We start from the raw sequence: 25,342 nt of genomic DNA, 5'->3' as shown, positions 1-25,342 counted from the left end.
CGATAATGGTCCGCATGTATGCGTGGATCATGGTGGGCTCCGGATTGTGCTGCGTGGTCCGTGGCGTACTGACCTTGAGTGACCGAGGAAACGCGACAGACGTGCGAACGCGTCGGGCCGGCCGGGGTTGGGTGGCGATGGGTGGTGGCTTCGTCCTGAACGGCGGGTCCGCACTCCTCGGCTTCTCTTCCGGCACGAGGGTTTCCCTCTCCTTCGTGGCGCTCGCGCTCATCGTGCTCGGCGGGGTGTTCATGGTCTCGGGCGGAGCATCTTCGCAGGCCCGTCGCCTCGGCAGGAGCGGTCGACCGTAGGCACGGCGCCGAACCGCCCGGGGGGCGCCTTCGGGCCGTACGAGGAGGACCGGGGCGACAGCAGCCGACGCCTCATCGGCAGTCGCCGGACCTCGGGCCCGCCGCCGTGTTGCCCGTCTGCGCCAGTGTCGGCACGTTGCCGGCGCAGTTCAGGGGCCCGCCCACCCGGTTGTCGTCGAACTCCGGGACGTTCTGGTCGGGCTGCAGGCCGCTGCCGCTGTTGCCGGTGACGGTCACGGGTGCCGTGAACGTGTTGCCGGAGACCTCCAGGCCGCCGGTGTTGCCGTTCAGGCTCACCGGCGCCTCGAAGGTGTTGCCCGCGCAGCCCGTCGTGTCGTCCCGGCCGGACCCGAGCAGCACGAAGCCGGTGACCCCGGCGACGCCGAGCGGGCCGGACACGGTCGACCGGCACACGGTGAGCGCGGCCGCACCGTCGACCGAGACCGGGCCGTTGATCCGGGCACCCGAGACGGCCAGGGCGCCGCCCGGCCCGACCGTGACCGGCCCGTCCTGCTCGCTCCCGGGCGCCAGGCACAGCGACTGGCCGGACGCGACCGTCAGCCTGCCGTGGTGCTCCGTGATGCACGGTCCGCCGAAGCCGACGGTCACCACGGTGGCCGACGCCGCACTGCTCGCGGTGAAGCCCGGGTCGCCGCTGTAGACGGCGGTGATGCCGTGGCCCCCGGGCTGGAACTTGCCGGTGGTGAAGCTCGCCCGGCCGTTGCTCAGCGGCACGGTCGCCAGCGGCGTCGTCCCGTCCGAGAAGGTGACCGACCCCGTCGGGGTGCCCTCGACCGGGTCGGAGGGGTCGGCCGGGGCCACGGTCGCGGTCACGGTGACGGCGTGTCCGAAGAGCGGGGTGGCGGTGTCCGTGCCGAGGGCGAGAGACGTTCCGTACCGGAACGACACGACGGCCCTTCCGTTGCCGTGGTTGACGCCGCGCAGGAGGGAGACGTCGGTCGCCGTCGGGTCCGCGTAGCTGCTCCCGCCGCCTCCGCCCGCGCCCGGGAAGTAGCCCGGGTTGCCGCCGCCGGAGCCGCCGCCACCGCCGTGCCAGCCGCCACCGCCGCCTCCGCCGCCGGGGCCTCCCCCACCGCCGTTGCCGCCGGTGCCGCCGCTGCCGGGGTCGGGCTCGCTGGTGATGGGGTCGAGGTCGATGCCGGGGGTCCCGGGGCCGCCGTTCAGGGTGTTGGGGTTGCCGTGACCGGCCGCCGCCGGGCCTGCGCCGCCGCCGGCCAGCCCGGAGCCCAGCGGGCCGTTGCTCTGTCCGCCGTCCTCGCCGACCTCGCCGCCGCCGGCACCGCCGCCGAGCTCCGGACCGCCGTTGCCCGCGCCGCCGCCGCCCCCGGCGACCAGGACACGCTCGGAGCCGCCGAACGCGCCGACCCGGACGTCCGAACCGCCGCCGCCCGAACCACCGCCACCGTGCGCGCCGCCGCCGCCGCGTCCGTGGCCGGTGCCGCCCGGCCGGGCGAACTCACCGTGCCGGGACGAGCCGGGGATGCCGGCCGCGCCCAGGGTGAGCTGGATCGTCCGGCCCGGGGTCACGGGCAGGGTGGCACGGGTCTCGCCGCCGAGGCCGCCGGGTGCGCCCGCGATCGCCGGGTGGGGGTCGATGTAGCCCGCCGCGCTGCCGCCCTCGGCACCGAACAGGTCGACGGCGACCGCTGTCACGCCGTTCGGGACGGTGAAGGTGTCCGTACCGACGGAGTCGTAGGTGCAGGAGGGCTGCGGGGCGGCGGTGAAGACCCCGCCCGTACCGCAGGGTGCGGCCGTACCCGCCGTGGCGGCGGCTGCGGTGAGGGGCACGATCGCGGCCGCGAGGAGGCCGGTGGCGCCGGCCACCGACAGCATCCTGGATCCGAGGATCGTCCGACGGGAGTTCGGACTGTTGTGGCTCATGGGAGTCGCACTTTCTCTCCGGTCCTGTGGCTGACCGGGGTGGGGAGGGGTGATCCGCAGGCGGGCCGGGCCCGCCTGCGGACGGAGCTCGACCGGTCTCTCAGACGCCGTCGTCGGCGCAGAGCGCCCAGACGTCCGAGGAGGTGTTGGCGGAGCCGACCCCGCCGGTGTGGGTCCAGGCCGTCCAGTACGCGGCCGACGTGGCCCCGTCACCGACCGGATTGCCACTGCTGTCGCTGGGGAAGCTGCCGTTGAGGTGGTCCCCCTGCGAGCCCGGCGCGGTGAAGTCGGTGGTCGTGACGCTGCCGCCGCTGATCGCCGCGCCGCCGCTGACGAGCCTGCCGTCGGTGCCGCAGCCCACCGTCACGGTCCGGCCGGTGGTCGCCGTGGTCGGACCGCTCACCTCGCTGTGGTGGACCTTCACGGTGACACCGCTGACGTCGATGCCGTTGCCGCTGCAGATCGCATAGGCGTACGTGGTGTTGGTGGTGCCGCCACCGCCGCCGTTGAAGCCCTCCGCCGTCCAGGAGTCGGGGTTGCTCTCACCGTCGGCCGCGGCCTTCAGGCCGTAGTCGTGGGCGGAGTCGGCGAAGGTGGGGAAGCTCGCGATCGGCTTGAGGCTGCCGACCTCGGCCGGGGTCGTCCGGGCGCCGCCGCCGAGCAGAACGGTGTCGGCCGGGCAGGTCGCGGTGACCGCGAGCGGCGTCGACGAAGTGGTCGGCCCGGCGGCCTTGTTCATGACCGTCCGGGTGTGGTCGATCAGGCTGCTGGTGAAGCACACCGCGTAGGGCGTCGACGAGAACGAGGCGTTCACCGCGCCGCCGCTGCCGCCGATGCCGAGCCAGTGGGTGTCATCGGTGCCCACCGCACCGGTGGAGCCGGTGTACTCGGTGGAGCCGTCGGAGCTCGGCCCGGTGCCGTTGACGTGGTTGCCGTTCGACGACGTACCGGTGCCGATGGCCTGGTCGATCCCGCCGCCGGAGACGAGACCGCTGCTGCAGTCCGCGTGGGTCGAGACCTCGGAGAAGGAGGTGGTGGGCCCGGCGGTGGCGCCGGGGGTCTTCACGGTCACGCTCACGGTGTCGGCGTACGCGACACCGGGCGCCGCCAGGGCCAGCGCGGCGCCGGCCAGCAGGATCTTCCAGGTGGTCGGGCGGTGCTGGGATCGTCTTCGCACGGCGTGCTCCTCGGGGATGTCGAGCGACCGATGCGGCGCGGCAGCACCGTTCGGCCGCCGACGTTCTGCGGTTGATCGCGGGACTGTCCCGCCGCCCCCATCATGGGTTGCACATGCGCGCCGATGAACCGTCAGGCACCAGCATCTGCCAGGCTCAATTCCGGCTCGGGCTGGCAGATGTCACACTTGACAGCGCCTCGGGACCGGAGCGCCGACGCCGCGGGCTCTCCGGCCCACCCGGATCGCACCGACCGCCATCCGCGGCGGTCAACCGCCGATGCCTCGCCAGATGTTGTCGAAGGCCTGCTGCTCGATGGCCCGGCGCTGCCGCACGGCCTCCAACTCCATGACCGCGTCGTTGACGGCGGCGAGCACGATCTCGGCCTCGTCGTCGGCGACGCCCGGCAGATCCCCCGTCCGCGGCCCGGTGATCCCGGTGGCTGCCACGAGGGCGGCGAGGACGGGCTCGTTCGACGCCCGGCGTTCCGCCGCCCGGCGGTGTTCGAGGGATTCGGCCGGCACCGGGTGCCCCGTCCGGCCCGGTGCCCGGCGGCGTTGCCGGGTGAGGTGTTCTTCGGCCTCGCGTGCGGCCAGATAGGCCGCCGCCAGGCCGCTGCCCCTGCGCCACAGCCAGTCGTCGACCGACTCGTAGGGCGCCTGCCGGACGAGCGAGGACGCGGCCCGGTCCAGCAGGCCGTCCGCGACAGCGGGCCGGTCCCCCGGCACGAGGCGATCGCCGTCCAGGCGGACGGCCCGGACGGCGATCAGGTCGATCAGCTCGGCTCCGGCGAGCACGAGCGACAGGTCACCGGCCTCCGGAGGCCGGCCGGTGGCCTCCAGGTCCATGACGACGATCAACAGGTCCCAGGGTGTGGTCATGGACGACTCCACGTCGGAGGCGCCGGCAGCGAGGACGGGCTGCCGGGTCGGTGCCCTCGGGCCTGCCCGACGGCTCCCGCCGCGTGGGCCGCCGCGGCGGAGGCCGCACCCGCCTGCCGCCGGGGCGACCGTACGGGGGCAGGCACGTGGTCAGGCTACGGCCGATCGGGCCGGTCCGCACGCTTCGGGCCCGCGACGCGGCCGGGGCCGGGCCGCCCCGGCCGCAGCGCCCTACCGCCCGTGGACCCCGGTATCCGCGAGGACCTCCACGAGCGACCCGCGCCGGTCGAGTTCGAGGACGTGGGCCATGTCCCGCGCGAGCGCCCCGGCATCCGCGTGGGCCAGGACGACACGGCCGTAGGAGGTGATCAGATCGACGGTCTTCTCGATCCGGTCCCCCGGTACCTGGGTGCAGGTGTCGAAGAGGAAGCTGTCGAGTCCGCCGCAGGCCTCCCGCACGCGGTTGGCCGTGACCGCGCCGGCCTGCGGCGCGGACAGGAAGCACTCGACGACACCCTTCCGCAGCGACGGCCGCACGCCCGTCCGGGCCCGGAACTCGTCCGGCGCCACGCGCGACGCCAGGGTCAGGTCGATCAGGGAGTGGGTGGACGACTCGTCGACGAGCGTCGCGCCGAGACCGCCGTGCATACGGGCGCCCGTCTCGATCAGCACCGGTCCGTCCGCGGTGAGGATGAGCTCGCTGTGGCCGGGGCCGCTCTCGATGCCCAGGGCGGTGAGGGCCTGCTCCACGTAGGCGGCGACGTCCGGGTGGTCGCCGACCTCCACGGCGGACATGGCCCGGTAGACCGGGTTCCCGTCGACCGTCTCCTTGGTGTACCGGAACATGTCGACGATGAAGTGCACGCCGTCGAGGGAGACCGAGTCGACCACGAACTCGGGCCCGACCAGCCGTTCCTGGACCAGGACTTCGGTGATGAGCTCACCGGCGAGGTCGAGCCGCCCGAACAGCCGCTCGCACGCGGCGCGCACCTCGTGCACGTCGGCACAGAAGTACACCCCGTCGGTGGCGAACGACTTGACCGGCTTCACGACGTACTCGGCCGGGCCACTGGCGGCGGCCCACGCGACGGCGGACTCCGCGTCGGAGGCCTTGTGGTGCGGGATGTACCGGATGCCCGCGTCGCGCAACCGGTTCTGCATCAGGAACTTGTCCCGCCGGACCTCGGAGGGTCCGGAGTTCGGGCGCAGCCCCCAGTGCGCGGCGAGCAGGTCGAAGACCTCGACGCCCGGTTCGGACCCGCAGATCAGGAACTCCGGGCGGCCTCCGCACAGGTCCTCGACGGCTGCGGCCGTCGTCAGGACGTCCGAGAAGCGCACGTCCCCGCCGAAGTCCTCGGCCGGGTAGGTGGCGACGAGCGCGGCGGGCAGGGTCTCCGACGTCAGCACGGCCACGGAGGTCAGGCCGTACACCTCCTTGGCCCGGCGGGCCAGGACCGAACCGCTGGAGTACGGGTCCACCACCACGAGCGTCCCCCGTGCCGTGGCCGCTCCGTCCACGGCACTGCCGGTGCGGTCACCGAGATCAAGCATGCTCCAGCACCTTCTCTTCGTTCTCGTTCTCGTTCGGGGCAGGGCTGGGCTCGTGGTTCCGGACCAGGGTCATCGCGAGCGAGCCGACCAGGGCACAGCCCGCCGAGACCCAGAGCGCGGCACGCCAGTCACCCGCGTCGAGCAGCGCACCGTAGACGGCCGCGGCGACAGCCCCTCCCAGGTAGAACGAGGACTGCCGCAGCGCGATCGAGACCACCTGTCGCGCCGGTGCGAAGCCCGCCATCGCGACCGTGTCCAGCAGCGGCATCAGGCAGTAGTTGAACAGCAGTCGGGAGAGGTACAGCACGGTGAAGACGACCAGCGGCACGGTCAGGGACTGCAGGATCAGACCGACGACGGCGAGGCAGCCGAAGAAGGCGGCGCTCGGGCGCAACGAGAAGCGCTTGACCAGCACGGGCGCGAAGATCGCGCCGATGATGCTGATGATCTTGTCGCTGCCCAGGATGAGCGAGATGTCGCTCACCGGAATCCGGTAGATCTGGGCGAAGAGGACGTTCGCGAACCGGAAGAACAGCGCGATCGACGCACCCAGGAACCCGGCCGCGACGAACAGGGCCGCGAAATTGCCCTTCTCGCCCGCCCCTTGGGCCTCCGCCCGGGCAGTGGCGGCGGCCGGCTGCGGGACGGCCCGGGCCGACGGGAGGCGCAGCACGAACATCACGCAGGCGGCCAGGAACGACAGCAGGAGGAAGAAGCGGTACTTCTGCAGATCACTCGTGTGGAGCCAGCCGCTGACCACGGAGACCAGCGCCGAGCCGACCACGCCGGCGCCGAGGTAGCAGATGAAGAAGCTGCTGAACAGGCGGGTGCGGGCCGTGGCCGGGACCTGTGCGCCGGCCATCGCGTTGCCCACCGAGAGCAGGCCGAGCATGCCGGAGAGGATCAGGCTCAGGACGACGGACGCCGAGGTGACCGATGCCACGAACGGCAGGCCGGCGAACGGCACCGTGTAGAGCACCGAGGCCCCGATGAGCAGGGCTCGTTGCGACAGGAAGCGACGCAGCAGGAGGAGGGGGACGACGGCCACCGCCATGGCTCCGGTGGCGATGGCGTAGATCACGCCCGCGTCGCCCTCGCTGATCCCCCGGTCGGCGAGGTAGAAGTTGAACACCACGTCGAAGATGGTGTTGGCGAGCCCCATGAAGAAGGACGCGGCCAGGTAGAAGAGGACGGGGCGGGGCACCGAGGAGAACTTACTGCGCAAGGGGAACACGTCCCGTGGTCGATTCCAGTGTGTTTCCGGAGAGCCGTTCGATCAACCGGGCCACGTGGTCCCAGCGTCCGTAGCCGTCCCGGGTGGCGAGGTGGCCGCCGCCGGGCACGACCTCGAAGGTGCTGCCCCACGTCGTCGCCAGTTCGCGGCCCCGGTCGAGCGGGAGGAACGGGTCGTCGTCGGACGCCACGAGGTGCGTCCTCATCGGCAACTCCGTGGTGGGAAGCGGCGCCTGGACCTTGATGGCGGGCAGGGCGTCGGCCGCCTCGATGTCGGCCGGGGCGACCAGCAGGGCCCCGACGGCCCGGCTGTCCCAGCGCGTCGCGGCCCACTGGGCGATGGTCACCGAGCCGCAGCTGTGGCCGATCAGGAAGACCTCGTCGTCGATGCCGCGCACGGCCTCGTCGAGCCTGGCGACCCAGCGGTCACGGTCGACGGTGTCCCAGTCGCGCTGGACCACCCGGGAGAAGCCCTGGTGGCCGTTCTCCAGGTGCGTCTGCCAGTGGTCGGGGCCGGAGCCGGTGTAGCCCGGTACGGTCAGATAGTGCATGGTTCTACCTTTCGAGCCCGAGGTCCTGCGGCGGGACGGTGAGGCCGAAGTGCCGGCCGAGCAGTTCCCGGAGTTCCGCGTCGTCCTCGACCGCGGTGGTGGAGCTCTCTCCGTCGTGCACGATGGTCAGGTGCCCGTCCCGCACGCTCACCCTGCCGGTGGGGGTGGGGATGCTGGCCACCTTGTGCCGGTTCAGCAGGCTGTTGGGGGAAGCCGTCGTGTAGAAGTGCGCCATCTCCAGATCGGCGGCCCCGACCGGGGTGTCGACGAAGCTGTAGATGTCCTGCCACTCGACGGCGTTGGTCGCGTGCTCCTTGATCGAGACCGTCCACACCGGAGCACCCGTGCCGTGCGAGAGGCCGACCCTGGTGGAGAGCGCGGGGTGGTCGACCTCCGCGCCGTCCGCCAGACGGACGGGGCCGCGGGGGCCCCGCGCGCCGAAGCCGATGTCGAAGAGCCACCGGTCGGCGCCGATCGTCACGGTGAAGACCTGGTGGGTGGCGGGAGTCCGGCTGGGCGTGGTGACGCTGGCGAGCCGGATCCCGTAGTCGAATCCGCACTCGTCGAGGAGTTGCTGCATGAGCAGCCCCGTCTCGAAGCAGATGCCGCCCCGGCGGCCGTCCACGATCGCCTCGCGGAGTGCCTCCTCGCCGAGTCCGCGCGCCGCGTTGCCGTGCATGCTGAAGTTCTCGAACGGAACGTTGTACAGGTGTGCCTCGTGCAGGTGACGCAGGCACTCGATGGTCGGCTCCAGGGGAACGCGGAGGCCGATCCGGCCGGCGTAGCCGGCGATGAGCTGGTTCACGGGGGTCCTTGTGATGGGGTCGGTCGCCGGGTCAGACGTTGAGCACGAGTCGCGCGCCGATCGACTTGCTCACGCACGGGAGCATGTAGCTCGATTCGGCCTTCTCCTGGTCGGTGAGCACCTCGTCGCGGTGGTCGATCTGCCCGGTGCGGACCTCGATCTCGCACGTCCCGCAGATGCCCTGGCGGCAGGAGGACGGCACTGCCACGCCGTTGCGGTTCAGTGCGTCGAGGAGCGGCTGGTGCTGGGCCGCCTCGAAGGTGATGCCGGTCCTGAGGCATTCGACCTCGACCGACGCGGGCATGTCGGCGACACCGCCGGTCGTCGCCCCGTCGGTGATCAACTGCCGTGCCCCGGACGTCCGATGGACGGCCGAACGGACCTCGGCGACCATCCCGGTCGGCCCGCACACGCCGATGGTGCTGCCGGCCGGGATGTCCCCCACGATCGCGTCCCAGTCCGGCCGGCCCAGCGTCGCGGTGTCGACGGTCACGACGGTGCCGTCCTGTTCCTTCGCCAGTTGCCGGATCTCCTCGAGGAACGGGAACTCCGCCTCGCCGCGGTCGACGTAGACGAGCCGCCAGTCGCGCAGCCGTCCGCCGGCCAGGACCGCCAGGACGGGGTTGATCCCCACCCCGCCGGCCAGGAAGTGGGTGAAGGGCGCCTCGCTCTCGGCGGTGAACCGGCCGTCCGGAGCCGTGACCGCGATCGCGGCTCCGACGTGGAGGCCGGGCGAGAGGTGGTCGCGCCGGTCGCCGCGGTGGCGGTTGCGCACCGCCAGTTCGTAGCCCTCGTCCTGGAGGGCCAGGACGGTGAAGGTCTTGACCCGCGGGCCCACGCGCAGGGTGACGTGCTGCCCCGGCACGGCGGCCGGCAGCGGCGGGCTGCCCGGCGACGCGGTGATCCAGTACTGGGTGACGGTCGGCGTGAGGGCGCGCGCCGCATGGACGGTCGCGGTATTCACGCGATCAACCCCGCTTCCTCGAAGGCCTCGAGCGTGGCGCCGTGCTCCAGGGCCCCGGTCTCGAAGAAGTACTGGAGGGTGGGCGCGGCGCTGCGGCGCACGTCGCTCACGACCTTCTCGCGGGTGTAGACGTCGCTCAGGACCTGGTCCACCTGGTCACCCGTCAGGCCGGACGCCCGCAGCCCCAGGGCCGCACTCGTGTAGTCCGGCTCCAGGAACGCGAAGATCAGGCGGGGGATGTACGGGCCCGCCATGGCCCGCTCCTTCGGCGTCATCGCGGGCCACAGGTGGCGGAGCAGGGTGGAGAAGTAGGAGTGGTGCTTCGCCTCGTCGACCGCGTGATCGGCCACCATGTCGCGGACGCCCCGGGGCAGCCGCTCGTCCTTCGGCAATTCGTCGAGAATCGACGAAATGAGCGTTTCGCTGACAATGGCGAACAGCATCTCGTCCAGGCCGCGGATCTGAGTCGGCAGCTCTTCGTGGATACGCGCCAGCTCGACGGTGAAGGTCGGCGTCTCCGGGATTGCCGGGGTGATCCGCGTGCGCTGCCGGACGGCGCGCATGATCTCGTACGTGAACTGTGCGTGCCAGGCCTCGTCCGTCACGATCTTGAATGCATCCAGGCGCATCGGCTCGGGCAGATCCAGCCCCGACATGCCGCGGCTGATGTGACCCGTCACCGGGATGACCGCGCTCTGCTCCAGGTCGATCGTGAATTTCAGGTACTCGTAGAGGCGGTGGACGAGGACGGCCTCACGGATGTGTGGCTCGGCCTGTTCCAGGATCGGATGCGAAAGGGCGGGAACGAGTTCGGGGCTGAAGTAGAGTTCACCACTTTCGCCCAGCTCTCGGGTCGGACTGTTCCGGACGGTGGCGACCCGCTCCCAGGTACGGAAACGGCTGCGGTAACCGGATTCTACGATCGCCTGATCGAGGCGATTTCTGTGACTGCGGGCGAGAACGGTTCTGTTCGCCGCACTCGCAAATTGCAGTGCCATGCTTCAAACCTTCACGTGACTGCTCGGGTCGTCGTGTGACGTCCGCTCGACGACAGGGGATGCTGCCATCGGCGCATAAACCCGTCAAGCGGCAGGATTTTGCCGCTGGGCGGAGTTGTCCGGTTTACCTGATTTGGATATCGCGCCGGCCCGGTGAACGGTGGCGACCGGCAGAAAATTGCCGGTCGCCGACCGGCCGGCGGATTGCGGGAGCGGCAGAATTCTGCCGCTTGCGCCCGCCCCGGAACGCTGTACTGTGGCGCTGTCCCGGTCGCCTGCGGATCCACCGGGACGTCATTGACGGAACGTCACGCCTGCACGTCAGTGCGGCAGCAGCATGACGCAGCGCAGCCTGTGGTGATAGGCGGGGAGCAGAACGCGGGAGGTGACGCCGATCGGCTCGGGGGACACGTGCGGCAGGTCCAGCCGATACCGGTGCCCCTGGCGGAACGCGACGAATTTCGGCTCCTGCGACCAGAGCCGACGGCATTCGGAATCCTCCAGGACGCGCTGGAGGAGAGCGTCGAGCTTCTCCGTGCGGGGGAGCCCGTGGCCACGGCGAAGCGCAGCATGGCCAGATACACCTCGGCGTGCTGCGCCCAGTCCAGCAGTTGTTCGCGGGCCTCCTCGCCGTTCAGGGCCCAGAGCATCAGATTGGCACCAGGTTCGCGCACCCAGGGGAACCAGGCCGCCATGAGGGCGTTGTATCCCAGAATGTTCCAGGCGCCGTCCGTGAGGTAGGCCGGGAACTGCGTCTGTGCGGTGACCAGCTGCAGGAGTGCCAACTGGCCCTCGGCCTCGCCGTCCTCGTCCGCAAGGGCGATTCCCGCCCCGTCGAGTGCGCGACTGTAGAGGATCATGCGCTCGTCCGGCCCCAGCGCCAATGCCTCGGAAAGCCTGCCGAGGACATCGCTGGAGAGCGAGAGGGAATCGCCCGCCTCAAGGCTTCGGTACCACCGCTCGCTCACGCCGATGCGTGCGGCGATCTCCTTCTGTGGAACGGCCTTGTCCCGTTTCATCCTGCTGCCGGCATCGGCCCGCCATACACGCAGGAGCCGGCACAACTCCATATCTTGAGGAGCGAAATCCGGCGCAAATCCCCGATTACGGACATCAGTATTCCCCATTGGTACTGCAATCCCCCCACGCGGCGTCGGATGATCAACGCACGACCTGGCGTCGAGTGTAGGACATCAATGACTGTTCGTCGGCCCACGGGCGCCATTGTGAACGGCATGCGACGGGAACTCCGAGATCCCTAGCCGCCGCCCCGGCATCTGCTTTCCGTACTTAACTGTCCGACGCGGTCGGGCAGTTGAGCACAGGTGGCGGAAGAGTGGATTCCGGTGCACCACGGCCCCGGCCGGGGGCCGCCCGTGGGAGTGACCCAGGACACGGCCGCGCCGGCGGGCGCCGGAACTCCGGCCGCGACGGGGCCCGCGCGGCGCGCTCATCCCGTACCGGCGTGCTCGGCGGCAGCGGCGGCCAGACCGGCGATGAGCGGGTGGACCCGGGTGCCGTCACCGTCCAGCTCGGGCTGGAAGAGGGTGGCCAGGAAGTAGGGATGGGAGGGCAGTTCGGCGATGCGGACCTCGCCGGACTCGTCGGTGCCGGGGAAGGTCAGGCCGTGCTCGCGCAGCACGTCGAGGTGGTCCGGGTTGGGCCCGTAGTTGCAGTGGTACCGCGCCCGCAGGCGCTCGGCGCCGAGGAGCCGGGCGGTACGGGAGCCGGGGACGATCCGGACGGCACCCTCGTGGCCGACCAGCGAACAGGCCAGCGCCACGATCACGGCGTCCTCGTCCGCGGTCGCTGGTGCGTTCTCGGCGTGACCGGCGCGATCCAGGCCGCAGACGTTGCGGGCGAACTCCAGCAGCATGTGCTGAAAGCCGCCGCAGGTGCCGAGGAACGGGATGCGCTCCTCACGTGCGGTGCGAATCGCCGCCAGCACACCGTCCTCACTGCGGTACGGGCTGCCGGGCAGGACCCAGATCGCGTCGAAGCCCCCGAGGCCCTGGTCGGCCTCCTCGGTCGGGATCCAGTAGGCATCCAGGTCGAAGCCGTCACGCACCCGCAGTGCGTCGAGCAGGCCGGGGATGCGGGCGTGGGAGCGGATGGCGTCGGAGCGGTCCCCGACCAGGGCGATGCGTCCGGTGGAGTTCATGCGTCCATCCTGCTGAACAGCGCGCATCAGGTCCAACGATGTTTCCTGGATCCTGCATAAGCAATACTGATGCCCATGGATCCGCACCTGCTCCGCACCTTCGTCGCGGTCCTCGACCACCGCTCCTTCTCGGCTGCCGCATCGGCGCTGGGCTACACCCAGTCCGCCGTGTCCCAGCACATCGCCGCGCTCGAGGCCGACCTGGGCGCCCGGCTGGTCGAGCGCCGGCCGGTTGCCCCCACTCCGGCCGGAGCACGGCTCATGGAGCACGCCCCCGGGCTGCTGCTGCGGCTGGACGCCGCCCGCGCCGACATCGCCCGCCTCCACGACAGCCGCCCGACCCGGCTGACCCTCGCCCACTCGCCGGCCGCCCTCGGCCCCGCCGTCGCCCGGGCTCTCGCACAACTGCACACCGCCACCCAACCGCTGGACCTGGAGGTGCAGGTTCTCGGGCGCCAGGCCGTGGTCGAGAAGGTGCTCACCGGCCGTGCCGACGTCGGCCTCGTCGACGGCGCCGCGGCCCCCCACGACCCGCTCCCCTCCCCGACCTCGGCCCCACCGTCACGCTCGCCGTCACCGAGGAGACCCTCGCGGTGCTCCTCCCGAGCAGCCATCCCCTGGCCGGACGCCGCTCGGTGCGCCTGACCGACCTCACGCAGGCCCGGTGGATCGACGCCCCCGACACCGCGATCCCCCTCGACCGCCTGCGCGCCCTGTGCCGCACCGACGGATTCCGCCCCCACCTCCGCCACCGCGGAACGGACCTGCACGGCGTCGCCGAACTGGCCGCCGCCGGCCACGGCATCGCCGCGCTGCCCCTGTCGCTCGCCACGGCGCTCCCCGGCATCGCCGCCGTCCCCGTCGCGGAACCCCGCCTCGTCCACCGCACGGAGCTCATCCATCCCGCCGGCCCCGCCGACACCGCCCGGCAGCTGGCCGACCTCGTCACCGGCCGTCGGCCGGCACCGCCCGACCGGCTGCCGAGCTGACCGGCCGTCAGGTCAGCACGGCGGGCTCAGGACCACAGCCGGTCGAGATCCAGACCGAGCGCGCACGTCCCGTCCCGGCCTGCCGCGACCAGCGTGCCGTCGGCGCACAGCATCAGCATGTCGACCGGGTGCAGCAGGGACAGCGCCGCCATCCGGCCCTCGGACAGCTGCCACACGTGCACCCGCCGGTCGGACCACGCCACGGCCAGCAGCAGTCCGGCCGCCGTCTCGGCCAGGTCGACGGCGGTCGGGATCGCCGCCCTGCGCTCCACCGGCACCGGCATCTCGGCCCCCGTGGCGGAGTCCCAGAGCCGGACGGCCCCGTCGAGACCGGCCGACACGACCAGCACGACCCCGACCTCCGGCAGGACGCGACAGGTCACCGCGGTGACCCCGCTCCCGTGGAGCCGGATGCTGCGCGGTGCGGCATCGAGGGACGAGAGCGACCAGAGGTGCACCGCCCCGGCACCGTCGGCCAGGACGACCCGGTCCCGGTGGGCGCCGAGGGCCGTCAGGCGGACGTCGGACGACGGCGCCGCCGTCACGCCGTTGTGGTGCAGCGCCAGCCGGTCGACCCGGCCGGGCGCCATCGACTCCTCGCCGAGCAGCAGCGGGTGCAGCATGCCGTCCTCGTCGAGCGCGAGCGCGCAGCTGTCGGTGAGCGCCGTGAGCCCCACCGGCCGCAGCCGGGGATCGACCGTGACCCGTCCGACCAGCTCACCGTCGGACACCCGGCGGACCCTCACCCGTCCGGTCGCGTCGGCCGTCATCAGCCGCTCGCCGCTCTCCGCGGACCCGGCCGTCAGGGCGGCGGCGGTCGGCCGCCAGGAAGGCCGGTACCACCGGGCCGTCCACCGATGGGTCTCGGCCAGCGGACGGAGCAGCTCGGCGAGCCGCGCGTCGGCGGCGCCGAGCGCCGCCAGGTGCAGGATCGCCGCCCGGTGCGGGTCGGCGAGGCCGGGGTGGACAGCGCCGGCGCGGCCTGCTGCCACACGCCGCGCAGGCGCGAGGGCAGCGGGATCCGGCGATCGGCGAGGGTGGCCGTGATCGCCGGCAGCGAGCCGTGCACCAGGAAGCCCGGGTCCTTCAGCAGGTCGCCGGCCCGGCCCTCGGCGAGCGCCGTGTCGAGCGCCTCCTCCCTCGACCGGCGCGACGCCGTACGCCAGTCGAGCGGCGCACCGGGCTCCCGCCCGGGTCCGTCGGCGGGCGCCGTCCCCCGGTGGGCGGGGCCGATCCGGCGGGCGCGGAGCCGGCCGGTCCGACGGTGGTGCCGAACGGGTCGGCCTCCCGCCGCGCCGGCACGGGTGGCCCGCCGGTGTCATATCCGTCCGGGCCGAGCGTGAGCACCAGCGCGCCCTCGGCCGGCAGCAGGTCGAGTTGGCCGACCTCCACCGCCGCCCGGACGTGCGGCAGGGCGAGCAGCGGGCCGACGAGACGGTCCACCGCGTCCCGGGGCAGCGCCGTCGGCAGATCCGCCGGGCCGCGGCCCGCGGTGTGCAGGTCCGGCAGCAGGAGGCGCACCGGGCGGGGGTCGGCGGCGACCCGCGCGAGGAGTTCGTCGGGCGGAAGCGGCCCGTAGCCGAGCTGGTGCCCGAACTCCCAGGCCAGGGTCTCCGCGATCTGCCCGCGCGCCGGAACGGTCGCGTGGACGGTGGTGCGCGGGTCGCCGTCCGACCCCGCCAGCAGCCAGGCGAGCAGATGGCTCTTGCCCGCGCCGGGGCCGCCCGTGATCAGGCACAGCCGCGGCATGGCAGCGTCGTCCCGCGCGGCCCACGCCAGCAGGGCGGGCGCCACGGCCGCGGCCGGCCCGGCCAGCGGCGGCCATGCCTGGATCGCCGGCGGCGCCGGAGCGGGCGTGACCATCGCTACTCCCCTCGGCCGCGCTGCGCGAGCGCCGCGCGGAGCTGTCGGATGCCCTCGCTGCGCGACTCGGCCGTCTCGCCGTACGGGAAGCTGTGCGTCACCCGGGCGTTGGGGAAGGCCAGGGCGAACCACATCGAGCAGTAGTGGCCGGGCATCGCGCAGGCCTCCAGCTCGGTGTAGATCCTGACGACCTGCTCGGGCTGGATGCCGGCGGCCTCCAGGTTGCGCCAGACCCGCTCCTCCGGATGCAGGCAGATCGAGCCGGAGGACGTGAAGACCTGCTTGTCGCCGTTGTCGTCGAGGATCTCGAACGCCGCGTAGTTCTCGACGCTGGACGTGTCGCGGATGTCGTCGAGCACCAGCGGCCACCAGCTCCCGCGGTCCGCGAACGCCTCCGGGTCCAGGGCCGCGAGGCGCTCTTCGAGACCCGCGAACGCCGCCGCGGCACGCCCGGGGTCGTCCGTCGAGGCGAGGGTGTCGAGGAGCTCGTCGAGCCCGAGCAGGCTCGCGGCGAAGGCCTCCGGCGAGGAGTTGACGAACACGAGCGGCTCATCGGCGTACCGGATCAGCAGGCCGTGGACCCGCCGCTGCGGATCGGCCACGATGTCGTACGCCCGGTCCGAGCCGAGCCGGGTCCAGGCGCGCTGCTCCGGGGCCGGGAGCTCCGCGCCGATCGCGTCGGCGTAGGCGCCCAGCCCGGCGGGCTCCTCGGCGAGGGTGTGGAAGTACGGTCCGACCTGGACGGGTAGCACCAGGCCGTCGTCGAAACGTCGGCACCCGTCGGGTCCGAACCTCTCGGCGAACGGGTCGTTGCTGAGCGTCACGCGATCCTCTCCTCGGACGGACTCGGGGCCCTGGTCGACGGCTCGGTCACGGCAGATACGTCGCCAGGGTCTCGAGCACCGTGTTCCAGGTGGAGTCGGGCATCTCGAAGGCCACCGGATCGGCGGCCGACATCTGCTCCCGCAGCCGCTTGTCCGGGTCCGGGAGGTAACCCGCGTCCTCGATGGCCGCCTGCTCCTCCTCGTCCTCCGAGTCGAAGGCCTCCCAGTCGTAATTGGGCCGCTCGATCTCCAGGAGGCAGAGGAAGCCGACGAAGTCCGCCACGCTGCTGTTGATCAGGTGGGGCGTGTTGCCGTCCGGGTGGGAGAAGACCTTGCCGGTGACGACGTCCACCCCGATCGAGTCGCGCAGGATCTCGCCGAGGTACAGCCAGTTCTCGAATCCCAGCGCCAGTTCCGGGTACCGCTCGGCCGTGCTCCGGAAGCCGATCCGGGGCGCCCCCTGCTTGTAGTCGGGATCGACCCGCAGCCAGTTCTCGTCCGGCAGGCCCACGTCGCGGAGGAACTCCCGCGTCGGCAGGTGCGGGACGGCATCGAGCGCAGCGCCTTCGAGGACGACCGGAGCACCGGACGGGAACACCGACTCCAGGGTGGCCCGATCGATCCGATCCGGCATGGGCTTCTCCTACCAGGTTGGGCGACAGCTGCGTCTTCGGTGCGGGCCAGTCTACTGTCCGCCGTGCCGCCCCCACCGGGGCTCAGCGGGGTGCCTAGGGCTTGTACTTGTTGTGCGGCTTGGGCACTCTCAGCGCGTTGAGGTGGTGTTCCATCTGCCGGTTCCCGAGATCCCGGGACTCCTTGGTGTCCCCGTACTCGACGGTGTGCCGCACCTGGACGTGGTCGGGCAGGTGTTCGTGCATCCAGGCGCTGCAGTTCACACCGCTCGAACAGGGTTCTCGTTCGGTGTACAGGGCGGTGAGCCCGTGCGCCGATCCGCCCTCCAGGAAGGGCACCCCGAGGGCGGGTTCCGAATGCGGCCCGCGGTTCTGGCTCCTGGCGACGAGGATGAATCCGTCCTCGTCGCCCTCGTGGCCGTAGCGGGCGGCCGCGTAGTTGTTCGCCTGGAAGTCGTACTCGCCCGTGGTGGCGTTCTTGCGGTAGCCGCCGTAGCTCTTGTCCTCGTGGCGGGCGAGCTGGGTGGCCTCGGCCAGTTCGTCGTGGTCGAAGGGCACCTGCTGCGAGGGGACTTTGGGCCGGCTCCCCGTCTTGGGCTTCTCGGGCAGCGGGTAGGGGCGCTCACCGGGATTGACCTTGGGCGGCTCTATCCGGTGGTTCGCGTCCAGTTTGAGCGGGAGCCGGTCGATGTCCGCCTGCTCGAGCTTCTTCGGGCCGCCCCCGGTCAGCCGCTGGACCACGCCGTCGGGCCGGATGTGGTAGACGGGGGTGGCCGAGTCGATCTTCGAACGGAGCTCGTCCGGGGTGTGGGCGCCGCCCAGGATCCCCTTGAGCTCGGCCTCCTTCTCCGCTTCGTGCACCATATGGTTCTTGGCGGACTGGGTGAGCCCCTTCTCGGTGTCGCCCAGCAGGTTCTCGACGGCCTTGACCCCGTCCTTGCCCGCGGCCGTGCCGGCCTTCTCCAGGGCGTGTTCCAGCGCTTGCGTGACCGGGTTGGTCATTCGAAGCTCACCCCCGAGAGCTTGGCGAGGAAGACATCCCCGTGGCCCCGCACCTCGTCGGCGTGCTGCCTGATCGTCTGCGCGTGGGCCATCACCGCCTCCGGATCGATCCGGAAGCCCTCGCCCGCCGGACCGCCGCCGGAGACTCCCAGCGCGGATTCGACGGCGCGGTAGGCCAGCCCGCTGACCGCCTTCTCCACCGTCTCGACCAGCGGATTGATCGCCGCCTCGATGACCTGCCCGATGATGTACTGCTCCATCTGCTGGACCAGGAAGTCGACCAGCTTCTCCGCCGCCTCCTCGATCAGCACCAGCGCCGCCTCGGCCGCGCCGAGCGTCGCCACCGCGGCCGCCTGGTCGGCGACGAACGCGGCCGCCATGGCGATCAGTTCGCCGATCGCCTCCATCTTCATGGCGATGATCGCGTCCGCCGCGACGTCCAGGGCCGTGGACACCACGTGGCAGGCCTGGATCAGTTCCCGCATGTGACTGTCGGACAGCTGGGCCCACTTCGCGGCCAGCACGTCGTACCCGGCGCCCTGGTAGGCCTCGCCGATCTGCTGGATCGTCGAGCCGGCGCTCTCGTGCGTCCGGCTCAGGTTCTCGGCGAACTCCTTGACGTGCGCGCCGAACTCGCGGACGGAGTCCTCGTTCACCTGGGGCCAGTTCACCCCGATGAACTGAAGGAACGACACCACCTCGCCGGGCAGCTCGATGGCCATGAATCCCCCTCACCGCGCCACGGATCGCACCTCACCGCAGCGTAGTACCGGTGACGGGGACTCAACAGATCCGAATGTCGCGGTTCCGTGGAAATCCGAGCGCCGCCGGCCCCACTGGCGGACAACCCGGCCACCCTACCCATCCAGGAACTCACCGAAGGTCCGGCAGCACCATGAGCGGCTTCCGCTGCCCGGCCGAGGCACGGCCACCCGACGCGCCGACACCACGGCGGGCCGCCGGGCGCGCGCTGTGGTGGCGCACCCGGCGGCCCGCGTCCTCGGGGCCGGCCGTCGCTCAGTTCGCCCCGTCGTAGTGGCGGTGCATGGTCACGCTCGGGCCGGACTTCGCCAGCGGGTTCACCACACCGCTTTTGGGGGCGGACGACGCCTCGCGGTCGAGGATCGCCTTGACCTGGGCGGCCAGGTCGTCCGCGCGCTGCTTGACCACGGAGATCGGGTCGTCCGAGGTGCGCAGCGCGTCCAGCCGGCGGTGGACGGCGAGCAGCTGGTTCCTGGCCCCTGGCTGAGCCGGAACGGCTGCGGGGTGGAGACGATGAACTGGTAGGCGCCGGCCAGGGTCTGGCAGCCGGGGCACTGCTCGTTGATCGCCCGGCCGAGGTTGGTGGCGTTGAGCCGGACATTGTCCCCGGCCATGGTCACGATCTGGAAGGACAGTGCGATCGACCGGCACGGGTGCTGGGTCGAGCAGCCGGCCGACACGGCGGTGGCCCGGTTGTTCGCGCCCACGCTGTACACGGAGCCGAGTTCGTGGACGGTGAACGAGTCGTCGTACTGGTCCGGGTGGACACGGCTGGCGTGCGTGGCCGCGTGGTCCGCGAAGGCCGCGACGCCGCGGCCCGGGTGGGAGGAGAACGGGACGGCGTCGGCGGGGGCGGCGACGGCGAGCGCGGTGAGGCACGCGGCGCTCAGCACGCCGAGGCGTCCGGCCGTCCGGCCGATGATCGAAGCCCGGTGCGAAGTACGGTGTTTCACGAAGACCTCCTGAGGATGCGCACGGGGCCCGGCGGCGGTTCGGCCGAGGCGTGCGGGGCGGTTGGCGTGGGGCGGTGCGATGCCGCGGGCGCCCGTCCGCGCGAGGCCGGGCGGACGAGGATCCGGCGGAGCAGCCGGGCAACCGTCCGGGCCGCGAGGTAGGCGCCGCCGACCAGCGGGCACAGCAGGGTGAGCACCCCGATGGCGCCGATCGCCGCGGTGGCGAACTCCCCGTCCGAGAAGGCGGTGAGGGTGTCGGCGGCCTGCGCGGAGAGCGAGCGCACGGCCGTGGTGAGAATCCTCGGCAGGTTCCACAGGACGTAGCCGAGCTCGCCGGCGAGCAGCGGGACCATGGTCAGCACCCACACGGTGACCACCGCGCGGGCGGACCTCTTGAGGTCGGCGACCTCGGGCCTGACGGGGCGTCCGGGCAGCATGCTCAGCAGGGTCGGCCGGATCTTGCCGAACAGGTCCGGGACACCGGCGAGGTCGCCGAGGATGAAGTAGCCGTCCAGGCGGACGACCGGCATGAGCTGTTCGACGATCTCGACGTGCGCGACGAGCACCGCGGCCAGGAAGAGCGGCCGGCCGGTGAGGGCGTAGCCCCGGCGAGGCCCAGTATGAAGACGACGTTGAAGTAGACGCCGCCGAGGTCGGTGCGCAGCCGGCCGGCCCGGCCGATCCGGTACACGTCGGTGACGTCGGTGTAGAGCGAGGGCCACAGGACGTACAGGCCGCAGCCGATCGGGCCCGGCCGCGCTCCGCCGTAGCGGCAGGCCGACGCGTGCCCGAACTCGTGGAACAGCAGCGAGGCGACGGTGAGGCCGAACACGGCGAGCAGGAGCACGGGCTGGTCCAGCACCTGCAGCACGGGGCCCAGCGCCCCGTGGAAGGCGAACAGCCAGACGTCCAGGGCGACGGCGGCCGTCAGGACGGCGGCCGACACCCACGGGCGGTGCAGCCAGGCGAGCGACCGTGCGATCCGGACGACCTGGCGCTCGCGCAGCAGGACGCGGCGGCCGGTGAGGGCGAGCAGCAGGTCCGAGCGAGGGGCGTCGGCCAGGGTGCCGGCGCCGCCGGGCGGCGCGGTGATCCCCATCGGCCGGAGCTTGTGCTCGATGAGGTAGTCGATGTTCTCCGCGCTGACCTCGCGTCCGTAGCGGGCACTGACCTGGTGCGCGATGGCCCCGGTGTCCCGGGTGCCGTCGATCGATCCCGCCACCAGGTGCAGCAGCAGGGTCAGTTGCACCACCTGGCCGTCGCCGCGGCGGGCGAGGTAGCGGGGTTCGGTGAACCCGCCGCCCTGGTACTCGCCGTGCAGCCGCAGTCCGGTGGTCAGCCGCGGCACCGGGAGCGGCGCCGCGGGCGGGTGGCCGTCGGCCGCCGTCGGTAGGTCTCCAGCCACGCTGGACACGTCCTTCCTCGTGGGCGGACCGCGCCACCGGGCGCGGTCCGCTCACGTGCGGGGGAATTACCGCTGGTAGACGTTGATCGACTGCGCCGCCTCGGACTGCGCGACCGCGAGCGGCGAGTAGTCGTTCACGGCCCACGACTCGTTGTGCGCGTGGACGAAGGCGACGTTGGCGTGGATCTTCACGAACTTCAGCCGTCCCAGCGCCTCGCGGCTCGGCAGCAGCTCCACGGTCTCGGCGTTGAGCTCGGTGACGTTCATGCTCATGGCAGTGCCTCTCTGTCGGGGCCAGGGGGATCCCCCGACTCCTGTCCAGTCAGATCGGACGTTCTGTCCGACGAGATTGGACGCTAATCGCTGCCCGGGGTTGACCGCAAGTACAGACACGAACACGTCGTGTCATCACCGCTCGATGGAGGGAAATCGGCAGGTGGGATGCGTGATCGCATGGACGGCGCGCCGTACGCCCGTAGAATCGGGGCCACCCGGACGCGTTTCCGCCGGCTCCGACAGCAGGAAGCACACCATCCCGTGGACAACGCACTGCAGCGAATGATGAGGCGGCAACTGGACGCGCAGGGCTGGTCCTACGGCGACGTCGCCCGTCGCGGCGGCCTCCCGCGCTCCACCGTCCACCACCTCGCCACCGCCGAGCGCCTGGTGCGGATGCCGCAGCCCGCGACGCTCGAACGCCTCGCCACCGGGCTGGAGTTGCCGCTGGAGACGGTGCGGCGGGCGGCCGCCGAGGCCTGCGGGATCTACCTGTACGCGGAGGGCGACCCCGGAGCGGCCGCCGATCCCGAGGTCGCCACCCTGATCGCCAGCCTCCAGCAGCTGTCCGCCACCGACCGGCAGCACGTGGCCGCGCTCGTGGACTCCCTGCTGCGGCGCAACCCGCGGCCCGAGTAGCGCCGCCCGCGCAATGGCGCGGGCCGCCTGCGGTCGGCCGCGCAGTCCGTGGACGGACGAACGGCAGCCGGCGATCGGAGGGTGTGCGACGCAGTGACATGCACCCGCCCCGCCGCGAACGCGGGCAAGACATACCGCCGTTAGAGGGTGGAAAAGGATAAAAATCGGGAGATCGGGGCTATCGTCTTCTCCTACCCGAGGCTGTGAGCCGCACGAGCCTCCGGCACCTGCTGCGTGCTCGTCGGACACGGAGGCGATGTTGCTTGTCGTGCACGGAGGCTCGAACACCGCGATCGTCCGCGACCGAACGGGCCGGCCCGTCGTCCTGCTGTCGGGCCCGCGCCCCGAGGCCCTCACCTCGGCCATACTGATCGGCCTGCGCGACCTGGCCGCCGCCGTGCTCACCACCGGGGAGACCGAACGGCTCGAACGCTGCCTCGCCGCACTGCGACGCGGCGACCTGATCAAGCGCAGCCGCATGGAGGTCGAGGGCGTGGTCCTCACCCTCTACGGCGAGGTCTGAGCCCCTCGGTCATCCGTCTGCCACGCCGGGCGCTACAGCTGGCTCAGGATCGTCGGATCCGTGATGCTCAGGTCGTCGGCCAGCAGCACGGCCTTGCTGAGGATCACGGCCAGCATGCGGTCTCCCTCGAAGGGGAGGTACCCGGTCTGCGGGGCAGCCGCGCCGGACGTCGGGACGATGCACAGGTACCGGTCGTTCGGTGTCATCAGGATGTTGCCCGAACCGAGGTGGATCTTGTACGTGTGGCGCTCGCCCTTCACATGCAGGAAGCGGCCCTCGACGGTGCAGCGGTCGGCGATCGCCAGCCTGGGCACGAGTCGTTCCAGCAGCACGCGGCGCGTCTCGGCGCTCTGGTTGAGCTCCCCGAAGCCGACGGACGTCCAGTACTCCTGGAAGCGGCCCTCGGGCCCGCCGTCCTGCCAGGTCGGGTCGTTCCCGATGCTCGCCACACCGACGAACAGATCGACGTCGCGCAGGACTTCGGACAGCACCAGGGGCGGGATGTCGGCGATCGGCAGGGAATCCACCGGCTCGGCACCGTGGGGCAGCCACATGCGGTAGTCGCCGCCGTAGCAGGACGCCGAGTTCTCCGGGGCGTCGATCGGATAGAAACGGACCTGGTCGGTCGCCAGGCGCAGGTAGCTGCCGGAGTCGGTGGTGTCGTCGCCGTAGCCGTCGCCCTCCCCGTGGATCCAGTACTCGGCGCGCAGCCCCCACTGCGGCAGCTCGCGCGTGGCCGGCGGGGCCGAGTCGTCCACCATCAGCCGCAGCTTGTTGCGCCACCCCCGGATTGCGGCCAGCGAGTTGAACTGGTGCTGGCGCAGGATGTGCGCGGCGAAACGGTTGGAGTACGTGCCCGTGGCGCGCTCGGCATCGGTCAGCAGATACACCTCGCGGTGGGCCTGCTTGAACGGCTGGGTGATCCCGTGCCGCTCCAGCCAGTCGCGCCAGGCCACGATCTCGGCGGGCTCGTGGCCCACCGGATGCCACAGCCGGACGTCGGCCCCTCCGCGCACCGGGTCGTCGACGAGGGTGCGCAACTCGCCGTCGGCGAACCCGACGATCGTGCCGTCGACCGTCCAGAGCAGGCGCCGGGCCAAGGTGCCGAGCAGCGGATGGTCGAGGTACCGCTCGCGCCAGGCGGAGTAGGCCCAGGTGCGGTCGGCGACGAACTGCCGGTCCAGGCGGTCGCTCTGCGCGGACAGCATCCTGTCGATGTCCTTGACCGCGGCCTTCAGCTCCTTCAGCTCCTCGGCGTGGTCACGCCTGACCGCGGCCGGCACGCTCTTGACTCCCTTGCCTGCCGAGGTGCGCCAGCCGAGGACGGCCTTGGCCCCCGGACCTCCAGCACGGCCGTGACGTCACCCAACTGCCGCTCGGTGCGCCCGACCTCGGTCAATCCATAGGCAGGGACGGCGAGTTCCTCGATCTCCTCACGGGAGAGACCCAGCGCTTGGGCCCGGGTCTCCAGGGCGGCTTCGAGCAGCTTGAGCGTGCCCTTGTAGGTCACTCGGGTTGCGAGCCGGGCGAGTTCGGCGAGGGCGGACTCCCCGTCGATGCGGGCGAGCGCGTTGACACCGGCGTTGGCGACCTTCGGGTTGCGCGGGCCGAGCCCGGCGACCTTCCTGAGCGAGGTCTCGACCAGGGCGCCGAGGGCACGGGCGGTGTCCGGGTGCGACGGCAGCAGGGCGAGCACCCAGGTCAGTCCGCGCAGGGCGTTGGCGTTGTAGGGGTCGTAGGCGTTGTTGATGTCGGGCTCGTACTCCCGGCGCTCCAGCTCGAAGGTGCGACGACCCGCGAGCGCGAACCAGGGCACCACGGTCGTCCGGACCCGGTCGGCGCCCAGCGGTTCGATCAGGGCGCGGGCCCGCTGCTCCCACGCACGGGTGGGCCTGGCTGCCGTGGCGGTCGCCGCATGCCGCAGCAGGGCCTGCCATTCGGGCGCGCCATCGGCGTCCCGCAGTGCCCGCTCGGCCCATTCCTCGCCGACGTTGAGGACGGGCTCCGTGAGCTTGGCTGCGAGCGCGGGCAGCGCGTCGTCGCGGTAGGCCTCCAGCGCCGTGCGCCGGAAGAGGGCCACGACGGCGGGTGCGAGGGCGCGACCGGCGGCGAGTTCGGCCTCGGCGAGGACCTCGTGGCGCTCCAGGTACCAGAAGGTCTGCCGGCGGCCGAGCTCGTCGAGCTTCTCGAGGCGCTCCGCCGAGAGCCGGTCGCCGGGCAGGCCGCGCGCGATGACACCGATCAGGGTCAGGGCGTTGCCACGGGCGACCGGGCCGGCCTCGGCCGAGTGGTACTGGGCAACCAACGCGTCGGCGATCGCGGTGCGGCTCTCCGGCGGCAGCGCACGCACCTCGTCGAGCACGCGGGCCCACGGCGCGTTCCAGATGCCCCTGTTGTCGGCCGCGAGCTTCAGCAGTTCGACGGCGATGGCGCCCGACTCCCCGGCGGCCACGTGCTGCCGGACCAGGTGCACGGCCTTCTCGACGTTCCCCATGATCAGCCTCCCACCAGAGCCACGAGCTTCAGGAAGGTGACCTCCATGCCGAGCACGAGCTCGATCTCCTCCTCGGGATCGGTGACCTGACGGTCGCCGACCAGCACCAGGAAGCCGTTGCCCGCGAAGGCCCTGAGCGCCAGGTCGGTCTGAGCCTCGGGGTCGATCCGGCGCGGCGTGCGCAGCGCGAACCCGTTCAGCACGCGCTCGGCGTCCGTCGGCTGCACGAGGCCCTGGAACACCTGCGGTGTCCGCGCGTTGTACTCGGCGACCTCCTGGAACACCCGGCGCCGGATCAGCTCACGCACGGTGAGCCTCTCCTCGGCGATCTCCAGACCCCACCCGTCGCTCCGGTCCCCCGCCGTCGTCTCGTCGACGAACATCACGATTGCCATGCCGTGGAGAGTACGGGTGGCCGGTGACATCGAGCCCCGGAGCGCGACCCGGT

At 71.9% G+C, this 25,342-nt stretch carries 26 protein-coding genes and 1 pseudogene; 3 read left to right on the top strand and 24 right to left on the bottom strand.

Going from position 1 to position 25,342, the window contains the following annotated elements:
• Positions 1-383: 383 nt before the first annotated feature.
• The 11 genes from ABEB13_RS29795 to ABEB13_RS29745 form a co-directional block, all read right to left on the bottom strand.
• On the bottom strand, positions 384-2,213 hold the full coding sequence (locus tag ABEB13_RS29795) for an Ig-like domain-containing protein (protein ID WP_345707923.1): 1,830 nt from the start codon (positions 2,211-2,213) through the stop codon (positions 384-386).
• Between the two features lie 100 nt (positions 2,214-2,313).
• Positions 2,314-3,390, bottom strand: a complete 1,077-nt coding sequence (locus ABEB13_RS29790; protein ID WP_345707922.1) for a hypothetical protein — start codon at positions 3,388-3,390, stop codon at positions 2,314-2,316.
• A 267-nt stretch (positions 3,391-3,657) separates the two neighbouring features.
• Complete coding sequence (locus ABEB13_RS29785; protein WP_345707921.1) at positions 3,658-4,269, bottom strand: GPP34 family phosphoprotein; 612 nt, start codon at positions 4,267-4,269, stop codon at positions 3,658-3,660.
• A 231-nt stretch (positions 4,270-4,500) separates the two neighbouring features.
• Entirely contained in the window at positions 4,501-5,820 is a 1,320-nt protein-coding gene (locus ABEB13_RS29780) for an ATP-grasp domain-containing protein (RefSeq protein ID WP_345707920.1), read from the bottom strand.
• Entirely contained in the window at positions 5,813-7,045 is a 1,233-nt protein-coding gene (locus ABEB13_RS29775; RefSeq protein ID WP_345707919.1) for an MFS transporter, read from the bottom strand. Before ABEB13_RS29775 ends, ABEB13_RS29780 begins: the two co-directional genes overlap by 8 nt.
• A complete protein-coding gene (locus tag ABEB13_RS29770) occupies positions 7,035-7,604 on the bottom strand; it encodes an RBBP9/YdeN family alpha/beta hydrolase (protein WP_345707918.1) in 570 nt (189 codons plus the stop codon). Before ABEB13_RS29770 ends, ABEB13_RS29775 begins: the two co-directional genes overlap by 11 nt.
• Positions 7,605-7,608: 4 nt before the next feature.
• Positions 7,609-8,409, bottom strand: coding sequence for an arylamine N-acetyltransferase family protein (locus ABEB13_RS29765; protein WP_345707917.1), 801 nt, complete (start codon positions 8,407-8,409; stop codon positions 7,609-7,611).
• 31 nt (positions 8,410-8,440) lie between these two features.
• Positions 8,441-9,373 (bottom strand): 2Fe-2S iron-sulfur cluster-binding protein, encoded by a 933-nt coding sequence (locus tag ABEB13_RS29760; RefSeq protein ID WP_345707916.1) that lies wholly within the window; start codon positions 9,371-9,373, stop codon positions 8,441-8,443.
• Positions 9,370-10,371, bottom strand: coding sequence for a diiron oxygenase (locus ABEB13_RS29755; RefSeq protein WP_345707915.1), 1,002 nt, complete (start codon positions 10,369-10,371; stop codon positions 9,370-9,372). Before ABEB13_RS29755 ends, ABEB13_RS29760 begins: the two co-directional genes overlap by 4 nt.
• Before the next feature lie 308 nt (positions 10,372-10,679).
• Positions 10,680-11,390, bottom strand: a complete 711-nt coding sequence (locus tag ABEB13_RS29750) for a helix-turn-helix domain-containing protein (RefSeq protein ID WP_345707914.1) — start codon at positions 11,388-11,390, stop codon at positions 10,680-10,682.
• Positions 11,391-11,821: 431 nt separating this feature from the next.
• Entirely contained in the window at positions 11,822-12,532 is a 711-nt protein-coding gene (locus ABEB13_RS29745; RefSeq protein WP_345707913.1) for a CTP synthase C-terminal region-related (seleno)protein, read from the bottom strand.
• Positions 12,533-12,607: 75 nt separating this feature from the next.
• Here ABEB13_RS29745 and ABEB13_RS40790 point away from each other — a divergent pair.
• A pseudogene (locus tag ABEB13_RS40790) lies at positions 12,608-13,521 on the top strand (LysR family transcriptional regulator).
• Between the two features lie 26 nt (positions 13,522-13,547).
• Here the strand turns inward: ABEB13_RS40790 and ABEB13_RS29730 are convergent.
• From ABEB13_RS29730 to ABEB13_RS29685, 10 genes are all read right to left on the bottom strand, one after another.
• The gene (locus tag ABEB13_RS29730; RefSeq protein WP_345707910.1) at positions 13,548-14,513 is read right to left on the bottom strand and encodes a WD40 repeat domain-containing protein; all 966 of its coding nucleotides are present in this window, start codon (positions 14,511-14,513) and stop codon (positions 13,548-13,550) included.
• Positions 14,514-14,607: 94 nt separating this feature from the next.
• Positions 14,608-15,384 (bottom strand): ATP-binding protein, encoded by a 777-nt coding sequence (locus ABEB13_RS29725; protein ID WP_345707909.1) that lies wholly within the window; start codon positions 15,382-15,384, stop codon positions 14,608-14,610.
• A gap of 2 nt (positions 15,385-15,386) precedes the next feature.
• Positions 15,387-16,265, bottom strand: a complete 879-nt coding sequence (locus tag ABEB13_RS29720; RefSeq protein ID WP_345709870.1) for a nucleic acid/nucleotide deaminase domain-containing protein — start codon at positions 16,263-16,265, stop codon at positions 15,387-15,389.
• Positions 16,255-16,842 (bottom strand): SUKH-4 family immunity protein, encoded by a 588-nt coding sequence (locus ABEB13_RS29715; RefSeq protein ID WP_345707908.1) that lies wholly within the window; start codon positions 16,840-16,842, stop codon positions 16,255-16,257. The genes ABEB13_RS29720 and ABEB13_RS29715 overlap by 11 nt, the downstream gene beginning before the upstream one ends.
• A gap of 94 nt (positions 16,843-16,936) precedes the next feature.
• Positions 16,937-17,842 carry a nucleic acid/nucleotide deaminase domain-containing protein gene (locus tag ABEB13_RS29710; protein ID WP_345707907.1) on the bottom strand — a complete coding sequence of 302 codons (906 nt, stop codon included), beginning with the start codon at positions 17,840-17,842 and terminating at the stop codon, positions 16,937-16,939.
• Positions 17,839-18,564 (bottom strand): WXG100-like domain-containing protein, encoded by a 726-nt coding sequence (locus tag ABEB13_RS29705; protein WP_345707906.1) that lies wholly within the window; start codon positions 18,562-18,564, stop codon positions 17,839-17,841. Before ABEB13_RS29705 ends, ABEB13_RS29710 begins: the two co-directional genes overlap by 4 nt.
• Positions 18,565-18,921: 357 nt before the next feature.
• Entirely contained in the window at positions 18,922-19,557 is a 636-nt protein-coding gene (locus ABEB13_RS29700; protein WP_345707905.1) for a hypothetical protein, read from the bottom strand.
• Positions 19,554-20,087 (bottom strand): hypothetical protein, encoded by a 534-nt coding sequence (locus ABEB13_RS29695; RefSeq protein WP_345707904.1) that lies wholly within the window; start codon positions 20,085-20,087, stop codon positions 19,554-19,556. The genes ABEB13_RS29700 and ABEB13_RS29695 overlap by 4 nt, the downstream gene beginning before the upstream one ends.
• Entirely contained in the window at positions 19,997-20,962 is a 966-nt protein-coding gene (locus ABEB13_RS29690; RefSeq protein ID WP_345707903.1) for a hypothetical protein, read from the bottom strand. Before ABEB13_RS29690 ends, ABEB13_RS29695 begins: the two co-directional genes overlap by 91 nt.
• A gap of 66 nt (positions 20,963-21,028) precedes the next feature.
• On the bottom strand, positions 21,029-21,235 hold the full coding sequence (locus tag ABEB13_RS29685) for a hypothetical protein (protein WP_345707902.1): 207 nt from the start codon (positions 21,233-21,235) through the stop codon (positions 21,029-21,031).
• A 264-nt stretch (positions 21,236-21,499) separates the two neighbouring features.
• Here ABEB13_RS29685 and ABEB13_RS29680 point away from each other — a divergent pair, with 264 nt between their 5' ends.
• Both ABEB13_RS29680 and ABEB13_RS29675 read left to right on the top strand, forming a co-directional pair.
• Entirely contained in the window at positions 21,500-21,877 is a 378-nt protein-coding gene (locus ABEB13_RS29680; protein ID WP_345707901.1) for a helix-turn-helix domain-containing protein, read from the top strand.
• 268 nt (positions 21,878-22,145) lie between these two features.
• Entirely contained in the window at positions 22,146-22,400 is a 255-nt protein-coding gene (locus ABEB13_RS29675; RefSeq protein WP_345707900.1) for a hypothetical protein, read from the top strand.
• 32 nt (positions 22,401-22,432) lie between these two features.
• On the opposite strand, the gene ABEB13_RS29670 is transcribed toward ABEB13_RS29675, so the two are convergent.
• Genes ABEB13_RS29670 through ABEB13_RS29660 form a run of 3 tightly spaced genes read right to left on the bottom strand, consistent with a single transcriptional unit; the run spans position 22,433 to position 25,289 of the window.
• Positions 22,433-23,683 (bottom strand): DUF4132 domain-containing protein, encoded by a 1,251-nt coding sequence (locus tag ABEB13_RS29670; RefSeq protein ID WP_345707899.1) that lies wholly within the window; start codon positions 23,681-23,683, stop codon positions 22,433-22,435.
• Positions 23,644-24,894: a hypothetical protein gene (locus tag ABEB13_RS29665; protein ID WP_345707898.1), complete on the bottom strand. Its 1,251-nt coding sequence runs from the start codon at positions 24,892-24,894 to the stop codon at positions 23,644-23,646. The genes ABEB13_RS29670 and ABEB13_RS29665 overlap by 40 nt, the downstream gene beginning before the upstream one ends.
• Before the next feature lie 2 nt (positions 24,895-24,896).
• Positions 24,897-25,289, bottom strand: a complete 393-nt coding sequence (locus ABEB13_RS29660; RefSeq protein ID WP_345707897.1) for a hypothetical protein — start codon at positions 25,287-25,289, stop codon at positions 24,897-24,899.
• Positions 25,290-25,342 lie beyond the last annotated feature (53 nt).

The organism is Kitasatospora paranensis (assembly GCF_039544005.1).
In the GTDB taxonomy this organism is placed as follows: domain Bacteria; phylum Actinomycetota; class Actinomycetes; order Streptomycetales; family Streptomycetaceae; genus Kitasatospora; species Kitasatospora paranensis.
This window is presented reverse-complemented; position numbering and strand designations above follow the sequence as displayed.